Annotated in this window: 16 protein-coding genes; 13 read left to right on the forward strand and 3 right to left on the reverse strand. The window is 38.5% G+C overall.

Features of this window, described 5'->3' with window-relative positions:
- Position 1: 1 nt before the first annotated feature.
- The 4 genes from metF (at position 2) to BLQ18_RS06215 (ending at position 4,197) form a co-directional block, all read left to right on the forward strand.
- A complete protein-coding gene (gene metF / locus BLQ18_RS06200; protein WP_090293514.1) occupies positions 2–955 on the forward strand; it encodes a methylenetetrahydrofolate reductase [NAD(P)H] in 954 nt (317 codons plus the stop codon).
- 163 nt (positions 956–1,118) lie between these two features.
- On the forward strand, positions 1,119–2,219 hold the full coding sequence (locus BLQ18_RS06205) for an acyloxyacyl hydrolase (protein ID WP_090293515.1): 1,101 nt from the start codon (positions 1,119–1,121) through the stop codon (positions 2,217–2,219).
- 80 nt (positions 2,220–2,299) lie between these two features.
- Positions 2,300–3,037, forward strand: coding sequence for a head GIN domain-containing protein (locus tag BLQ18_RS06210; protein ID WP_313795033.1), 738 nt, complete (start codon positions 2,300–2,302; stop codon positions 3,035–3,037).
- A gap of 74 nt (positions 3,038–3,111) precedes the next feature.
- Positions 3,112–4,197: a serine hydrolase domain-containing protein gene (locus BLQ18_RS06215; protein ID WP_090293517.1), complete on the forward strand. Its 1,086-nt coding sequence runs from the start codon at positions 3,112–3,114 to the stop codon at positions 4,195–4,197.
- On the opposite strand, the gene BLQ18_RS06220 is transcribed toward BLQ18_RS06215, so the two are convergent.
- Both BLQ18_RS06220 and gldA read right to left on the reverse strand, forming a co-directional pair.
- Positions 4,194–5,645, reverse strand: a complete 1,452-nt coding sequence (locus tag BLQ18_RS06220) for a pyridoxal phosphate-dependent decarboxylase family protein (RefSeq protein WP_090293518.1) — start codon at positions 5,643–5,645, stop codon at positions 4,194–4,196. The two genes, BLQ18_RS06215 and BLQ18_RS06220, sit on opposite strands and share 4 nt — an antisense overlap.
- An 87-nt stretch (positions 5,646–5,732) precedes the next feature.
- Positions 5,733–6,632, reverse strand: a complete 900-nt coding sequence (gene gldA / locus BLQ18_RS06225) for a gliding motility-associated ABC transporter ATP-binding subunit GldA (RefSeq protein WP_090293519.1) — start codon at positions 6,630–6,632, stop codon at positions 5,733–5,735.
- A gap of 379 nt (positions 6,633–7,011) precedes the next feature.
- Between gldA and BLQ18_RS06235 the strand changes: the two genes are divergently transcribed.
- The 5 genes from BLQ18_RS06235 (at position 7,012) to BLQ18_RS06255 (ending at position 11,739) form a co-directional block, all read left to right on the forward strand.
- Entirely contained in the window at positions 7,012–7,839 is an 828-nt protein-coding gene (locus BLQ18_RS06235; RefSeq protein ID WP_090293521.1) for a prephenate dehydratase, read from the forward strand.
- Positions 7,839–8,981 (forward strand): pyridoxal phosphate-dependent aminotransferase, encoded by a 1,143-nt coding sequence (locus tag BLQ18_RS06240; protein WP_090293522.1) that lies wholly within the window; start codon positions 7,839–7,841, stop codon positions 8,979–8,981. The genes BLQ18_RS06235 and BLQ18_RS06240 overlap by 1 nt, the downstream gene beginning before the upstream one ends.
- 3 nt (positions 8,982–8,984) lie before the next feature.
- Positions 8,985–9,845 (forward strand): prephenate dehydrogenase, encoded by an 861-nt coding sequence (locus BLQ18_RS06245; RefSeq protein WP_090293523.1) that lies wholly within the window; start codon positions 8,985–8,987, stop codon positions 9,843–9,845.
- A gap of 8 nt (positions 9,846–9,853) precedes the next feature.
- Positions 9,854–10,936 carry a bifunctional 3-deoxy-7-phosphoheptulonate synthase/chorismate mutase type II gene (locus BLQ18_RS06250; RefSeq protein ID WP_090293524.1) on the forward strand — a complete coding sequence of 361 codons (1,083 nt, stop codon included), beginning with the start codon at positions 9,854–9,856 and terminating at the stop codon, positions 10,934–10,936.
- A gap of 128 nt (positions 10,937–11,064) precedes the next feature.
- Entirely contained in the window at positions 11,065–11,739 is a 675-nt protein-coding gene (locus tag BLQ18_RS06255; RefSeq protein WP_090293525.1) for a head GIN domain-containing protein, read from the forward strand.
- A gap of 63 nt (positions 11,740–11,802) precedes the next feature.
- Here the strand turns inward: BLQ18_RS06255 and BLQ18_RS06260 are convergent, their stop codons facing one another.
- Complete coding sequence (locus tag BLQ18_RS06260; RefSeq protein WP_090293526.1) at positions 11,803–12,243, reverse strand: hypothetical protein; 441 nt, start codon at positions 12,241–12,243, stop codon at positions 11,803–11,805.
- A gap of 97 nt (positions 12,244–12,340) precedes the next feature.
- Here BLQ18_RS06260 and rsgA point away from each other — a divergent pair, with 97 nt between their 5' ends.
- The 4 genes from rsgA to BLQ18_RS06280 all read left to right on the forward strand — a co-directional run bounded on the left by rsgA (position 12,341) and on the right by BLQ18_RS06280 (position 17,684).
- On the forward strand, positions 12,341–13,279 hold the full coding sequence (gene rsgA, locus BLQ18_RS06265; RefSeq protein ID WP_090293527.1) for a ribosome small subunit-dependent GTPase A: 939 nt from the start codon (positions 12,341–12,343) through the stop codon (positions 13,277–13,279).
- Positions 13,279–13,731, forward strand: coding sequence for a D-aminoacyl-tRNA deacylase (gene dtd / locus BLQ18_RS06270; RefSeq protein ID WP_090293528.1), 453 nt, complete (start codon positions 13,279–13,281; stop codon positions 13,729–13,731). Before rsgA ends, dtd begins: the two co-directional genes overlap by 1 nt.
- 81 nt (positions 13,732–13,812) lie before the next feature.
- On the forward strand, positions 13,813–15,714 hold the full coding sequence (locus BLQ18_RS06275; protein WP_090293529.1) for a DUF3857 domain-containing protein: 1,902 nt from the start codon (positions 13,813–13,815) through the stop codon (positions 15,712–15,714).
- Positions 15,714–17,684 (forward strand): DUF3857 domain-containing protein, encoded by a 1,971-nt coding sequence (locus BLQ18_RS06280; protein WP_090293530.1) that lies wholly within the window; start codon positions 15,714–15,716, stop codon positions 17,682–17,684. The genes BLQ18_RS06275 and BLQ18_RS06280 overlap by 1 nt, the downstream gene beginning before the upstream one ends.
- Positions 17,685–17,706: the final 22 nt, after the last annotated feature.

A 17,706-nucleotide genomic window follows, 5' to 3' on the forward strand; every position in this document is an offset into this window, starting at 1 on the left:
GATGAAAATCACCGATCACATAAAAAAAGCGAATGGGGAAACCTTGTTCAGTTTCGAGATTGTTCCACCCGTAAAAGGGAAAAGCATTCAAGAACTCTACAATAATATTGACCCCTTAATGGAGTTCAAGCCACCTTTTATTGATGTTACCACATCTCGGGAAGAATATATTTACAAGGAGAAAGATGGCTTGTTGGATAAAAAACTGACCCGTACCCGTCCTGGAACATTAGGTATTTGCGCTTCATTGAAACATAAATACGATGTGGATACAGTCCCTCATGTGTTGTGTGGTGGATTTACCAGGGAAGAGACTGAATATCTTTTAGTGGATTGTCAGTATCTGGAAATTGAAAATGTGATGGCACTTCGTGGTGATGCACGAAAAGAGGAGAAATATTTTACTCCTACCAAAGGTGGACATCAATATGCAACCGATCTGGTAAAGCAGATTCAGGATATCAATGAAGGGAATTATTTACACGAAACTTTTGAATCCAGTGATTTGGGAAGTTTCTGTATTGGAGTAGCAGGTTATCCAGAAAAACATATGGAAGCACCGTCACTTCAGTCTGATTTGAAACGATTGAAAGAAAAAGTGGATTTGGGGGCAGATTACATTGTGACCCAAATGTTTTTCGATAACCAAAAATTCTTTGCCTTTGTAAAAGCGGCACGTGAAATGGGAATTGATGTTCCGATCATTCCTGGAATAAAACCCATTGCCGTGAAAAAGCACTTGCAATTGTTACCTCATGTGTTCAGTATTGATCTTCCTGAGGATTTGATCAATGCCGTGGAAGAATGCAAGGACAACAAGGCCGTACGTCAAGTTGGGGTGGAATGGGCTATTCAGCAATCCAAAGAATTAAGGGAGGCTGGAGTTCCTGTTCTGCATTATTATTCCATGGGGAAATCAGATAATGTGATGGCCATTGCAAAGGAACTTTTTTAGAAGTTGTCATTCTGAGGGAGTGTAGTGGCCGAAGAATCTTATCCAATCTAGTATTTCAGGCTTAAAGATTCTTCACTTTGTTCAGAATGACAAATTATGATGACTAATTACTTTTCAGGATTAATATTATTGGTGTTTTTTTAATTTCCTACTTTAGTGCCCCATGAGGTACCTACTTAGCCTAACTATATTACTGACTTCATTTTTTGGGATTTCCCAATCGGATGAAGCCCCTAAAAAATTCGTATTGGATGCCAATCCGTTTTACGGATCTATATTGCTCCATAACCCTGATATTTCACATTTGATTACCAATCATCCAGCTGGGGTTATTCTTGGGATAAGCAGAAAAACCTACGGTTATAAAGAATGGGAAGGGGATTTTGGTTATCCCGATACTGGATACACTTTTGTTTATCAGAATACAAACAACCCAACATTAGGTCAACTTTATAGTGTTTACGGACATTACAATTTCTATTTTTTAAAGAGAAATGTACAGTTGAGAGTGGCGCAGGGTTTGGCCTACAATAACAATCCTTATGATAAAAAGGAGAACTTTAGAAACAATGCCTACGGAAGCCATATATTGAGTAGTACTTTATTGATGCTGAACTATCATAAAGAAAACCTCTTTGCTGGTTTGGGAGTGAATGCAGGATTGTCCTTTATCCATTATTCCAATGCCAATTTTAAAGCGCCAAATACTTCGACCAATACTTTTGCCTTTAATGTTGGTTTGACCTATACTTTAGATGCTGATTCCACTTATGAGTATTTAAAACCAGAATCAACAGGAATCACTTCGGAACCAATTCGATATAATATTGTTTTGCGAGCAGGTGCCAATGAAAGCGATGTAATCAATATGGGTCGCTATGGGTTTGTCACAATATCTGCTTATGCCGATAAACGATTGGGAAAAAAAAGCGCCATCCAATTGGGAACCGATGTTTTCTTTTCCAATTTTTTAAAGGAGCTGATTCGATATCAATCCACTGCTTTTCCAGAGTTGGATGTTGACCCTGATACTGACTATAAAAGGGTAGGGCTATTTATTGGCCATGAACTTTTTGTAAATAAAATGAGTGTAGTGACTCAACTAGGGTATTACGTGTATTATCCTTTTGATTTTGAGGGGAAGATGTACAACAGAATTGGAATGAAACGCTATTTTGGAAACAAAATTTTTGGAGCGTTGACTTTAAAATCGCACGGAGCAAAAGCGGAGGCTGTTGAATTTGGAATGGGAATTAGACTATAGTATTGAGATTTGAGATGTTAGAATTTAGAAGATTTGAAAAAATAATGAATGTCACTTCGAGCGCAGTCGAGAAGTGTTTTTTGTCATTTACATTCTTAATTCTGATTTCCTGCAATGGCGACAACGTTCCAAATTGTTTTCAAAATGCAGGGGATTTAGTTCGTGAAACTGTTGATGTTACTGAATTTTCCAAGATTACCGTTTTTGAAAATTTAAAAGTGGTTCTAAAACAAGGCGAAGAACAACTAGTAGAGGTTGAAACTGGAGAATATTTGCTAAACGATGTTTCTGCTACCGTTGAAGAAGGCCGCTTGATTGTACGAAATGAGAACATCTGTAATTATGTTCGTGATTATGGTTTGACCACTGTTTATATAACCTCTCCCAATATTTCTGAAATTCGGAGCAGTACAGGTTTGTTGATTTCTAGTGACGGCGTTTTGGATTATCCAAGTTTAACATTGTTGGCGGAAAGTTTCAATAATCCAGAAACAGAAACTACCGATGGTTCTTTTGATTTAAACCTTAATTCAACTACGGTTAGAATTGTAGTAAATGGAATTGCTTATTTCAAACTACAAGGAAATACCGAGAATTTTAATATAACTATTGCTGCAGGGGATTCAAGAATCGAAGCTGAAAATATGGTTGCAACTCATGTCGATGTAAATCATAGGGGATCTAATGATGTATTTGTGAATCCGCAACAAAGTTTAAGCGGTGTGATTCGAGGTACAGGGGATGTTATCAGTGTAAACACACCACCAGAGATCAATGTAGAAGAAATTTTTAATGGGAGGTTAATTTTTCAGGATTAAGAAACTTTCTTTGATGATATTTATCTTCAATTACTTTAATATTTCTATTTAATTTCGAGGTTCAAACTGAATTCTTGGGGAACCTATTTACGCATATCAAAAAATTATTCTCACCAATTCCAAAGGTGAAATCCTTGAATGGGATGCACGGATTGGAAAAAGCGGATGTACTTTTTCATAATCTAGTTGCTGAAAAAAAAGTGCCAGGTTTCGTTGTCACTATTTTAAATAAAGGTGAAATAGTACTTCAAAAAGGATATGGTTTTTCTAATCTTGAGGAAAAACTCAAAGTCGACCCAAAACAAACAGTATTCCGCATTGCCAGTATTTCTAAATGCATCACAGGATTGACCTTGGGTAAAATGGTGGAGGATGGTATTCTCAATTTGGATGAATCTTTCTACACCTACGTGCCTTATTATCCGAAAAAGAAATATGATTTTACACTTCGGCAATTGGCAACTCACACAGCTGGTATTAGGAGCTACCGAGGTAAGGAATTTGCCTTGAATCAAGATTTTTCTATAAAGGATAGTATTTCGGTTTTTAAGGATGACCCTCTACTTTTTGAACCAGGAAAGGGCTATCTCTACAATAGTTTTGATTTTGTTTTGTTGTCTTTGGCGATGCAAGAAGCAAGTGGTGTGTTGTTCCAAGATTATGTGAGAGAAACTATTTTGATGCCCTTGGGATTGAAAAACACCGTTTCTCCAAAGGAAAATATTGTCAGTTCGAGCGGAGTCGAGAACCAAGCTCAATTTTACACCAAGAGGGCATTATGTTTTACTGAAGCTACTCAAGTAAATAACAATTACAAATTGGCAGCAGGTGGATATATGTCAACTTGTGAAGATGTGGTCAAACTCGGACAAGCAATCTTAGAACAAAAATTGCTCAAAAAGGAAACCTACGACCAATTGTTGACCTCTCAAATGGTGAAGGACGAACCTACTTATTATGGGTTAGGTTTTCAGGTTAGTCAAGATAGTCAAGGGAGACCATTTGTTGGTCACGTTGGAAGTAACGTAGGAGCTTATACCAACCTTTTTGTGTACCCAGAACAGGAAAAAGTGATAGCCATATTAATTAATTGCACAGACCCGAAAATCCAAAATGAATTGGATTTGGCCATTAATGCCATATTTGAAGAAGACGTTTAAGCCTTGCTGGCCAATTTCTCCTCAATTTCCAAAGCGTATTTTTTGCAAAGGTCAAAGGTTTCGGTGACATCTTCCATGGTGGTCCTTGGATTGATCAGGCACATACGCAGCACAATCTGCCCATTCAAAATGGTGGTCACCAAAAGCGCTTTTCGGGAATCCACCACTTTTCCAGAAATGTACTGGTTGATTTTATCCAACTCTTTCTCACTGTAATTTTTTGAAATTGGATTATACCTAAAATTAATTACCGCCAAAGTTGCAGGAAATACCACTTCCCAACTTTTACTGCCCCTCAATTTGGTTTCAACCTCTTCAGCTAAATCAATATTATAAGAAATGGCATCACGGAACTCCTTTAAACCAAACGTTTTTAAAGACATATAAAATTTCAACGCTCGGAATCTACGTGTCAATTGAATACCGTGGTCGTAGAAATTAATTTCAGAGGTGTTCCCCTCGATATCTCGTAAATATTCAGGTTTTTCGGTAAAAGTATGACTCAGGTTTTTGTGGTTTCGCACCAAAAGACAGCCCATTTCGTAGGGTTGAAAAAACCATTTATGTGGATCTACAGTCAAGGAATCGGCTTTTTCGATGCCTTTCATGGCCTGTTTTCCTTTTTGGGATAGAATGGCAGCTCCGCCGTAGGCACCATCAATATGAAACCAAATATCTTCTTTCTTGCATATTTTGCCCAATTCAACCAAAGGGTCAACAGTTCCTGTATTGGTGGTTCCCGCAGTGGCAATCAAACAGAAAGGATACATGCCCTCCAATCTATCTTTGGCGATACAGTTTTTTAATTTGTTGACCGAAAACTTCAATTCGCTATCGGTCGGTATGATTCTAATCTGCTCCTTTTTAAATCCCAAAACCCGAATCGCTTTAATATTGGAAGAGTGAGCTTGGTCCGAAAGATAGATAACTGCTTTGGAAAAATCATCCCCACATTTAATGCGACGAGCAGTAACCACAGCTGTTAAGTTGGCCATGGAACCACCACTGGTAAAGATTCCACCACCCTTTTTCTTCGGGAATCCGAAAATTTTCAACAACCATTGAATGGTCACGATTTCCAATTCTGCAGCAGCTGGACTTGCAGCCCATCCACCAGAAAAAATATTATAACCCGTTGCCAAGGTATCGGCCATTACGCTGATATAATTGCTTGGGCCAGGCACGAAAGAAAATGACCTTGGGTGTGCCATATTCGCACTATTGGTCATCACTTTTTCCAAAACAAAATCGAGCACCTGCTTAGGGTCAGAACCTTTTTCTGGCGCCTCCTCCAAAAATAAAGAATCCATTTCTTCCCTAGAACCTAGGGCAACGGGTAACTTTTCGTGTTGGGTGGCATGGTGTTCCACTATAGCATCAACAATTTGATAACCATAGGTTTTCATTGCTTCTTTGGAGAGTTCCAATCTGGCGTTGTTCTTCTTCATCGAGTCCTATTTCTTCTGAGGTGCAAAAATACCACAAATGTTATGGTTTTAATAGAACAACGGCACTTGTATTTGGGGATAATTAGGCTATATCTTTGAAGTCAGTTCTGTAAACAAACTTTCCAAATTTTTGTTTTTTCTGCTCAGTTGAAGTGTTTTCAATTGGTTGTCATGTGCAAAATCAAAAACGGCAGGTCGCATATCTTTGGACGTATTGAAGGTGATTTCATAAACAAACCCCACAATGTTTTTTACGTTCGATACATTGGGCATTTGTTGCAACAACTGCTCTTCCACACGGTAATCAAATTCCACTTCGATAATCTGTTCCTCTGCTTCGCGAAGTTCTTCCAATTTTTTATCGGCCACCAATTTCCCTTTGTTAATGATGATTACACGGTCACAAACCGCTTCCACTTCTTTCATGATGTGGGTGGAGAGCAAAATGGTCTTCTCTTTTCCAATGTCACGAATCAATTTTCTTATTTCAATCAATTGGTTGGGATCAAGGCCTGTGGTCGGTTCATCGAGAATCAAAACTTCAGGGTCGTGCAACAAAGCAGCGGCAAGCCCCACACGTTGACGGTATCCTTTGGATAACTGCCCTATTTTTTTGTGGGCTTCGGGTTTCAATCCCGTTTGCTCAATTACTTCATTTATTTTTGATTTGTCTACGTTGTACACATCGGCATTGAAGGCCAAATACTCCTTTACATACATTTCCAAATACAGCGGATTGTGCTCTGGCAAATAGCCAATACTTTTCTGAACATCCTTTTCTGCGTTCAACACATCAAAACCATTTACGGCGGCATCACCCTCATCGGCTTTGTAATACGTGGTCAGAATCCGCATCATGGTTGATTTTCCAGCTCCGTTTGGGCCTAAAAACCCGACTACCTCCCCCTTGTTAATGGTAAAGGAAACATTGTTCAATGCTTTTTGCGAGCCAAAGGTTTTGGTAATGTTCTGTACGGTAATGGACATTCAAATTGGATTTAAGGAATCCAAAAATACACTTTTCGATGTTTTAATCCTTGTGTTTCAAACAGAAGAGATAGGATTACTTCAGCCTAATAAAATATAGAGCAAAGGGAGTATTCTTAAAAAAGCACGGTTTCTGTAAAATAATATGCAGTGGAAATGTCTATTTTGAAAAAAAAATCAAAAAAATTTAGTGAAACACTTTGCTTTTCAGAATGAATAACTAAATTGGCCGAGAATTTACAAGAAAATGACAAACACGTATTTCTGGAACCGTTTTTATTTTTACTTCTTTTTTCAAGGAGCAACGGGACTATTATAGATACGTTTAAAGTATAACCAATATATAAAGTCCCGATGCAATCGGGACTTTTTTTTTGCCATGGGTTTAAAAATAGCCATTCAGGGAATTAAAGGATCTAACCACCATCAAGTGGCCACAGATTTTTTTGGGGAGGATATCGAGCTGATGGAATGCAGTAGTTTCGATGCCGTTATCGACCATTTGATGAAAGGGACTGCTGATAAGGGCATTATGGCCATTGAAAACTCCATAGCAGGTTCCATTATTCCCAATTACAATTTGGTTTACCATAATAAGATTCATATTATCGGGGAGCATTATTTGGGGATCCATCACAATTTGATGGTGCTCAAAGGAAAAACCATGGAAGATGTAAAAGAGGTGCATTCACACCCTATGGCCTTGTTGCAGTGCAAGGAGTTTTTCAAGGATTACCCCCAAATTAAATTGGTGGAAAGTGCGGATACGGCCGAAACTGCCAAAAAAATTCAAGAAGAAGTACTGGAACATATTGCAGCCATCGCACCTAAGATGGCCGCAGAGTTGTACGATTTGGAAATTATCGCGGACAACATTCAGACCATTGTTAACAACTCCACAAGGTTCATTATTGTAAAAAAACAGAATAAAGTACTACCCAAAGAAGAAATCAACAAGGCATCGTTGCGATTCATAACCGACCATAAAAGGGGGAGTTTGGCCACCGTGCTGAACGTGATGAGCGATTGCAATATGAACTTGACCAAGATTCAATCCCTTCCCGTGATTGAGACCCCTTGGAAGTATGCCTTTTTTGTGGATGTCACTTTTGAAAAATACGATCACTTTGCCAAAGCCAAATCGTTGTTGGAGATCATGTCCGAAGATTTTCAGGTTTTGGGTGAATATAAAAATGCATTGTTGTAATGATCACAGCCGATAGGTTAAATACCGTTCAGGAATATTACTTCTCCAAAAAATTGAGAGAGGTAAGAGGGTTGGTTGCCCAAGGCAAACCCATTATAAATATGGGAATTGGAAGCCCAGATTTGGCTCCATCACCTTTGGTGTTGGAAACTCTTCGGGATTCCATAACCGAAGCTGGGGCACACCAATATCAAAGTTATCAAGGTTTGCCGCAGTTACGGGAGGCCATTGCGGATTTCTATTTGCAAAAGTTTGAGGTGACGGTAGACCCAGAGTCTGAAATTTTGCCGTTAATGGGTTCCAAGGAAGGAATCATGCACATTAGTATGGCTTTTTTAAATGTAGGGGATGAGGTGTTGTTGCCCAATCCAGGGTATCCGACCTATGCTTCCGTGACCAATTTGGTGGGAGCAGTGGCGGTAAATTACGATTTGACTGCTGAAAATGGGTGGTTTCCAGATTTGGAGGCACTTTCCAAAAAGGATTTATCCAAAGTAAAATTAATGTGGATCAGCTACCCACATATGCCCACTGGCGCAACCGCAACTTTGGAACAACTTAAGTTGTTGATAGATTTTGCTAAGAAACATGAAATTCTTTTGGTAAACGATAACCCTTACAGCTTTGTTTTATCGAGCAATCCTACCAGTATTTTATCCATTGATGGAGCTAAAGAATGCACGTTGGAGCTGAATAGTTTGAGCAAAACCTTCAATATGGCAGGGTGGAGAGTAGGAATGGTATTGGGGAGTGCAGAGCATATCAACGCCGTACTCAAAGTAAAGAGTAATATGGACTCTGGAATGTTCTACGGCATTCAAAAAGGAGCTATTGCTGCATTACAAAGCGGGCCCGAATGGTTCGAAGAATTGGACAAAGTATACACCGAAAGACGCGAGTTGATGTTTCAATTAGCGGACAAATTGGGGTGCACCTATGATAAAAATGCAGTGGGCATGTTTGTTTGGTGCAAATTGCCCGAGGGAGCAGAAGCATCCGAAGCGTTTATAGACAAGGTATTGTACGATAAGAATATTTTCATCGCGCCTGGAACCATTTTTGGGAGCAACGGTGAAGGATACATTCGCTTTTCGCTTTGTGTGAAAGAAGAAAAAATCAAAGAAGCCATAGAAAGATTTTAGATCATGAAAGTAGTCATCATAGGAGTTGGATTGATTGGCGGTTCTTTTGCCAAGGATGTGAAAAAGTTGCATCCCGAAGCGGAAATCATTGGAGTGGATAAAAGTGAAACTCATTTGGATGAGGCACTTCAACTTCAAATCATAGATAAAAAAGGGGGTTACCAAGATTTGGCAACGGCGGATTTGGTGTATGTGGGTATCCCAGTGAATGTTTTGGTGACCGAGTTGCCCAAAATTTTGGATGCTGCAGGGGATGATACCGTGGTGATAGATGCAGGTTCCACCAAGAGATTGATTTGTGAGCAGGTTGCCGAACACCCAAATCGAAGAAATTTTATGGCTTGCCACCCCATTGCAGGTACCGAATTTTCAGGTCCGACCGCAGCATTGGAAGGTTTGTACACGGGAAAGACCATGATCATTTGCGAAGTGGAAAAAACGGCTTTCAAATTGCAGGAAAAAGCATTGGCTATTTTTCAGGAAATCGGGATGCGAATTCGCTATATGAACCCCGAAGCACACGACAAACACATCGCGTACGTATCTCATTTATCACACATTAGCTCATTTATGTTGGGAAAGACAGTTATTGAGAAAGAGAAAAATGAACGTGATATTTTTGACATGGCGGGGAGTGGTTTTGAGAGCACCGTTCGCTTGGCAAAAAGTTCACCCGATATGTGGACACCGATTTTTGAACAGAACAAAGACAATGTGGTGGAAACCTTGGAAGAGTACATTCAAAACCTTACCACATTTAAGCAACTGATCTTGGACAACGATTTTGAAAATGTCCATCAAGAAATGAGTAACACCAATAAAATAAAACAAATACTAAAAGGAATACCACTTACAAAAAAATAGAGAGTATTATGGAAAACAAGAAGGAAATGAGAAAATGGTTGGATGACATGAATTTGGGGCATCCTCTGGTTATTGCAGGTCCATGTAGTGCAGAAACCGAAGACCAGGTGCTTAAAATTGCACATGAACTAAAAGATACCGACGTGAATTACTACCGCGCTGGAATCTGGAAGCCAAGAACTCGTCCTGGAAATTTTGAGGGAGTAGGAGCAATTGGATTGAAGTGGTTGCAAAAAGTTAAGGAAGAAACAGGTTTAAAAACCGCTACCGAGGTGGCCAACAGAGCCCACGTTGATTTGGCATTGGAATATGATGTGGATTTATTATGGATCGGGGCACGTTCTACCGTGAGCCCATTCATTATCCAAGAAATTGCAGATGCCTTGGAAGGTACCGATAAAATTGTTTTGGTAAAGAACCCAGTAAACCCAGACCTTTCTTTGTGGTTGGGTGCAGTGGAGCGATTGTACTCTGCCAATATAGAAAAGTTGGGTGTGATCCATAGAGGATTCTCTACCTACGAAAAAACGAAGTACAGAAATATTCCAGAATGGCAATTGGCCATTGAATTGCAAACCAAGTTTCCTGATCTTCCAATTATTAATGATCCTAGCCACATTACTGGTAAACGTGATATGATTTTTGATGTATCCCAAACCGCTTTGGATTTAAACTTTGACGGTTTGATGATCGAAACACATTACGATCCAGACAATGCTTGGAGTGATGCTGCACAGCAAGTAACCCCAAAAACATTGGTTCAGATTATGAAAGATCTTCGAATTAGAAAAGAAACCGACGAGGAAGCTGAATACAATAGCAAGTTGACCAACCTTAGAGCACAAATTGATGTGTTGGACAATCAGTTGATTGATTTGTTGGGTAAAAGAATGAAAGTTTCTGATGGTATTGGGGAATTGAAAAAGCAAAAGAACGTTGCCGTACTTCAAAGTAACCGATGGAACGCCATTTTAGGAAATATGATCTTGGAAGGTGAGCAAAGAGGATTGAGCGAGGAGTTTGTTTTGAAAATGTTCAAAGCGATTCACCAAGAATCCATCAACCACCAAGAAAAAATTATCAACGCATAGTTGATTTAAAATTTAGGTTGTAAAACCATCCGATCCAGGTATTAAATTTGGGTTTCGGATGGTTTTTTTGTTTGAAACTGTAACAAATCGGTTGCTCATCCATCTTTCAAGAGTAAAAACACTACAACATGAAAAAAATATGTACCCTTAGTTTGATTTTGCTTCCGTTGATCATGTTTTCCCAACGCATTATCGACACGGAAGTTGGAGAGTTCAATGAGATTAAAGTATTCGACCTTATCGAGGTGAATTTGATCCAATCGGATGAAAACCGAATTATGATCAAAGGTTGGAATGTGGATGATATTAAATGGACCAATAAAAATGGAGTTTTGAAACTTCGTATGCAGTTGGACAAGAAGTTTCAAGGTGAGGACACCATGATTGAAGTATACTACACCAATTTGGATGTGATCGATGGGAATGAAGGTGCAGAAATTACCTGCAATGAGTTGGTTCAAAAAAGTAAAATAGAGCTTAGGGCCCAAGAAGGAGCCACTATCCACATTGGAATGGATGTGGATTATGCCGATATCCGTGCGGTGACGGGTGGTATAATTGAAGCTTCAGGTTTGGCAAAAAACCAAAGTGTGGTATTGAACACTGGAGGTGTGTTTGAAGGAAGGGAATTAAGAACTTCCAATACCGATATAAAAATTTCTGCTGGTGGCGAAGCTGATGTTTTTGCTTCGGAAATGGTAGACATCAATGTAAAGGCTGGGGGAGACGTGTATGTGTACGGTCAACCTAAAACGGTCCATAAAAAAACCTTTGTAGGTGGTAGAATCTACATCAAGGATTAATGAAGATTACGTGCAAAAAAAAACCTCTTGGTTTTCCAAGAGGCTTTTTTATTTATAGAAATTTTACTTTTTAAAGATGTATCGGGTAATAAAAATACCTTGACCGTCTCCTTTTCCAGCTTCACTTTCCACACCACTCACCACAAAGGCCAATTCCCAGCCATTGGTAATCATATCGTTGATCATGGAAGTGATCACGGCATCGTTGGCAGCAATGTTCTGAAAACGGATACCACCAATATTATAAAAGTTCAATAGTTTGGTTTCTTCAAAGTTTTTGACGCGAATATCACCACGATCCGATTTGTTTCGAGTGTTGTCATCCTCCGTCTGCACACTGGTGTAATCCTTATAATCTTTGTCTTCCAAAGCGTTGATGATACGTGATCTACCCAATCCGTTCGGAACAATGGATTCTACACTGGTTACCACTTTGTACTGTTGTGCATAAGCACCAAATCCAGCCATAAGGGCTAGCAATGCAATAAAAATTGATTTTTTCATAATTTGAAATAGTTAATGAATATTTAAAACTGTTGTCAAAGATATAGGACGAAAAATAAGGAATATTGTTTCTTTGTAATGAAAATATAAAATAATAGTGAACGGAACTGTTTATAAATCAACAGGTAGCTGGTATACTGTAAAATCGGTGGAGGGTGATTTTTATGAATGTCGCATAAAAGGCAAGTTCCGTACCCAAAACATAAAGAGCACCAACCCCGTTGCTGTAGGTGATCATGTGGTTTTTCAATTGGAAGATATTGGTGATGAAACCGTTGCCGTAATATCTGAAATTGGGGAGCGAAAAAACTACATCATTCGTAAATCGGTTAAGCTTTCCAAACAAACCCACATTATTGCGGCGAATCTGGATCAGGTATTTTTATTGATTACGTTGAATAATCCACCCACTTTTACCGCTTTTATCGACCGTTTTTTGGTCACTGCCGAAGCCTACGATATTCCTGTGGTTTTACTTTTCAATAAATTGGATACCTATAGCCAAGAAGAATTAGACGAGGTGGATTACTTAATGGGACTGTATTCCCATATTGGCTACACCTGTATTCCCATCGAGGCAAAAGACGGTAAAAATGTAGATAAAGTGAGAGCGATGATGGTGGACAAAACTAGTATGTTCGCGGGTCATTCTGGAGTTGGGAAGTCAACTTTGGTGAATGCCTTGGAACCAGGACTCCAATTGAAAACGACCGAAATATCTGAACAACATTTACAAGGACAGCACACCACTACTTTTGCAGAAATGTATGATCTTTCGTTCAATGCACGAATCATCGATACACCTGGCATCAAAGGATTTGGAATTGTGGATATGGAACAGGATGAAATCGGTGATTATTTTCCAGAATTTTTTGAGTTGAAGTCCGAATGCAAGTTCAATAATTGCCTGCATTTGGATGAACCCAAATGTGCGGTAAAGGATGCTTTGGAAAATGATAAAATTGCTTGGAGCAGGTACCGAAGTTATGTGCAAATGCTAACTGGGGAAGAGGACAGTCCATACAGAGAAAGATAATGAGAAGCGTAATACAAAGAGTTTCAGAAGCCAGCGTAACTGTTGATGGTGAAATTATTTCAGAAATAGGAACAGGCCTTTTGGTCTTGTTGGGCATTGAAGATGCCGATGGAAAAGAAGATATTGACTGGTTAACTCAAAAAATTGCCAATCTCCGCATTTTTGGAGATGAAAATGATGTGATGAACCGCTCCGTTTTGGATGTTGATGGAGATGTCATAGTAGTAAGTCAATTTACGTTGCACGCCCAGACCAAAAAAGGGAACAGACCCTCTTATATTAAAGCTTCCAAACCAGATATAGCCATACCCTTGTATGAGAATTTTGTACAGGTTATGGCGCAAAAATTGGGCAAAAAAGTCGGCACGGGAATCTTTGGTGCCGACATGAAAGTGAAGTTATTGAACGATGGTCCAGTGACCATAACCATCGATACAAAAAATAAGGAGTAGTCGTATTTTATCGATTTACTATTGATTTTTTGTAAGAAATTAATCACATTAGCGTTAGAAGACCAAACCCTAACCATACTAATGCGATTTTTTGCACTTACCTTTTTTATCTTTTTTTCTAATTTTTTTCATGCTCAATACAGTGTAAAATCTATTCCAGAAAACCTCCTAACAGGTGCAGATGCCGTACTTCGGAAGCACACAATGGATGTGGTTGTGTTGGCACAGGATAAAATGGAAATTCGATATCACCGCGTAGTAACCGTACTAAATGAAGATGGCGATGATAAAGTTGATGCTTATGCCTACTACGAAAAAAATGATAAAATTTCAACCCTGGAGGCTATCGTCTATAACGCCAATGGGAATGAAATTAAAAAATTCAAGAAAAAGGACTTTTTGGACCAAAGCGCCATCAGTGGAGGAACACTCTATTCCGATTCCAGGGTCATGTTTTTAAATTATACCCCAATACAATACCCTTATACCATTGAATTTATTCAAGAATATACCACTCCAAATACTGCTTTTACACCAACCTGGCCCTTTCTAGATGATTATAATGTAAGTACCGAGCTCAGTGAATTTGACTTTCGTGCAGATGAGCGTATTCAATTTAGGTATCAGGAACAAAATTTCGATGGCTATCAAATCAGTTCAAGCAGTACATCTAATGAATTGCATTATAAAGCCAAAAACATTGAGGCCATTAAAAGTGAGCCTATGTCCCCTTCTTTTAGGGATTTTGCACCTCATGTAAAAGTAGGATTAAACAAATTCCATTTAGAAGGGGTCGATGGTGCTGCATCCAATTGGAATGAATTGGGTCAATGGATTTATGACCAACTTATTATTGGTAGGGACAAACTAGATCCAAATACTATAATAAAGGTTCAAAACTTGGTTAAGGGGGTAGAAGATGATTATGAAAAAACCAGATTGATCTATGAATATGTGCAAGCTAATACCCGCTATATAAATGTCAAATTAGGAATCGGTGGATGGATGCCCATGAGTGCCGAGGAAGTGGATCGTGTAAAATATGGCGATTGCAAAGGATTGACCAATTATACCAAAGCCCTATTAAGTGCAGTTGGGGTCAATTCTTATTATACAGTTGTCTACGGTGATGAACAAATACGAAGTTTGGATAATGATTTTGCATCCATGCAGGGAAATCACGTTTTTCTCAATGTACCCATTAATGGAGAAGATATTTGGTTGGAGTGTACTAGTCAAACAGTGCCCATGAACCATTTGGGAACCTTTACCGACAATAGATATGTTCTTAAAATAACGCCAGAGGGTGGTCAATTGGTTAAAACTAGGGAGAGTTTAGATGAAGGAAATTATCAAAAGACTACTGGGGAGTATACTGTAAATAGCGACCAAAGCATAAAAGGAAAGGCAGTTATCGTTTCTTCTGGAACACAATACGACCAAAAATATTGGCTTAAAGACCAACCTAAAAAGGAGCAAGAAGATTTTTACAAAAGGTATTTCGGATATATCAACAATTTGACTTTGGAAGAAGTGTCGTTTCAGAACAATAAAAATGAAGTCGAGTTTGTTGAAAATGTAAGCATTAAGGCTGGAAATTATCTTTCAAGTGCAAATGATCAACTGATCCTAATACTAAATGTTTTCAATCGGAATTTACGGGTACCCTCAAAGGTGAGAAATCGCCAAAAGGATGTGGTGATTTCTAGGGGATATTTGGATGAGGACGAATATCTCATTCATTTACCAGAGGGTTTTGAGCCTGAAGAATTGATGAAACCCAAAAGAATTGACAATAAATTCGGCACCTACGAAGTGGCGCTGGAAAAAGTGGATTCTAACACCTTACGATATAAAAGAAAATTGCTCGTTAAATCGGGTAACTACCCAAAAGAGGACTATGAGAAATACCGTGATTTTAGAAAGAAAGTAGTTCGGGGCGACAACACCAAAATCTTACTAAACAAAAAAAACAAAACCTAATGCTTAAAAAATTTCTTTTACCCATATTGCTTTTGCATTGTGTATTCACCTTTGGTCAAATAGAATTTGAATTTGGGGAACTCTCCATTTTCGAGAGTGACTTTAAAACCTATGAAAAGGATACCACGGCCAATGCGGTTTTTCTGTATGAAAAGGGAGAGAACTATTTTGAGGTTCGTAACGGCTATATCATGCTGATCACAAAATACCACGCCAAAAAGAAAATTATCAATAAAAATGGTTTTGATCACGCGGATATCGAAATTCCTTATTACCATTCCGATAGAAGTACAGAGGAAGTAAGCAAAATCAGGGCCATAACCCATAATAATGGTGTTAAGTCCAGCTTGGACCAAAGCAATATTTTTGATGAAGATATAAATGAACATTGGTCTCAGAAAAAATTCACATTTCCCAATGTTCAGGAAGGATCTGTATTGGAATACAGTTATGAAATTCAATCACCATACCTATACAATCTCAAAGGCTGGTATTTTCAAGATGATATCCCAAAAATATATACCGAATACAATGCCAAGATCCCTGCGAATTATCGATACAACCGTTCTTTAAAAGGGGAGCTTAATTTAGATGTAAATGAAGCAACTGTTCGGGAAAGGTGTTTTCGTTTGCCAAGTAGACCCAATCAATCCAGCCATTGTGAAGTGTTGAAATATGTAATGGAACACGTTCCAGCCTTTAAAGATGATGAGGAATATATGCTGGGAGCTACCAATTACAGGTCAAAACTCGAATTTGAGCTTTCAGAAAAATTAGGGTTTGATGGTATAAATACAAAGTATACAAAGACATGGCGGGATGTGGACCGTCAATTGCGAGGCGATAAGGATGTTGGGGGGCAATTGCGAAAGAAAAATTATTTTGAAAGGAATATTCCTCTCGATCTTTTTACGCAAAGTGAAGATAAACTTACCAAGGCCAAAAACATTTACAGATTTGTACAATCCTACTATACTTGGAACGAAAAATTCGGTGTACTATGGGAAAATAGGGTGAAGCAAGCGTTTGATGAAAGAACGGGTAATGTGGCCGAAATCAATATTACTTTGATCAATTTACTTAATGCAGCCGATTTGGATGCCGATGCCATGCTTGTATCTACTAGAGAACATGGTTTGCCTAAAAAGAGTCATCCCGTAATGACCGATTTTAATTATTTGATTGCTAAAGTTGATATAGATGGAACTTCCTATCTGTTGGATGCCACCGAAAAGAATTTAAACTTTGGAATGTTGCCATATAGATGTCTAAATTATTATGGAAGGGTAATGGATTTAGATGATGGAAGTTATTGGTTCGATATTGAGCCTGAAAAATCCAATGTAAGATCCGTCAGACTTCAAATGGAACTGGATTTTGAATCAGGATCTGGGTCTGGTGTTTTTGATGAAATTTCCACAGGGTACGAAGCCTATTTCAAAAGAAACTATTTGGCTACCATGACCGAGGAAGAATATTTGGATAAATTTGATGAAAGCACCATAAATGATTTTTATGTGGAGGATTTTCAGGTCGATGAGGAAAAATCAAATGAAAATCAATTGGTGGAACATTACGAGTTTACATTGGAAAATGTGGGCAATGGATCTACAGTGTTGGTGAATCCTTTTGCTATCAGATATTTTAAAAAGAATCCATTCCAGTCGGAAAACAGATATTACCCAGTGGATTTTGGCTACGTTAGAACCTTTCAATATTATGCTAGCATAAATATTCCAGAAGGTTACAAAATAAAAGAGATTCCAAATCCCATGAATGTTGGACTTCCTGATAATAGTGGGGTTTTGAGATTTAATTGCAATGAATCACAAGGTAAAGTAATGGTGCAATTCAGTCTACATTTAAAATATACCCAGTACACCAGTGAAGGCTATGCCTATGTGAAAAAGTTTTTTGAAAATGCCGTAACCGCGCAAAACAACAGTTATGTGGTTTTTGAAAAGATATAATTTGGTAGTGCTTACCTTTGTG

Origin of the sequence: Flagellimonas zhangzhouensis (assembly GCF_900102925.1) — a bacterium.
Lineage (GTDB): Bacteria > Bacteroidota > Bacteroidia > Flavobacteriales > Flavobacteriaceae > Flagellimonas > Flagellimonas zhangzhouensis.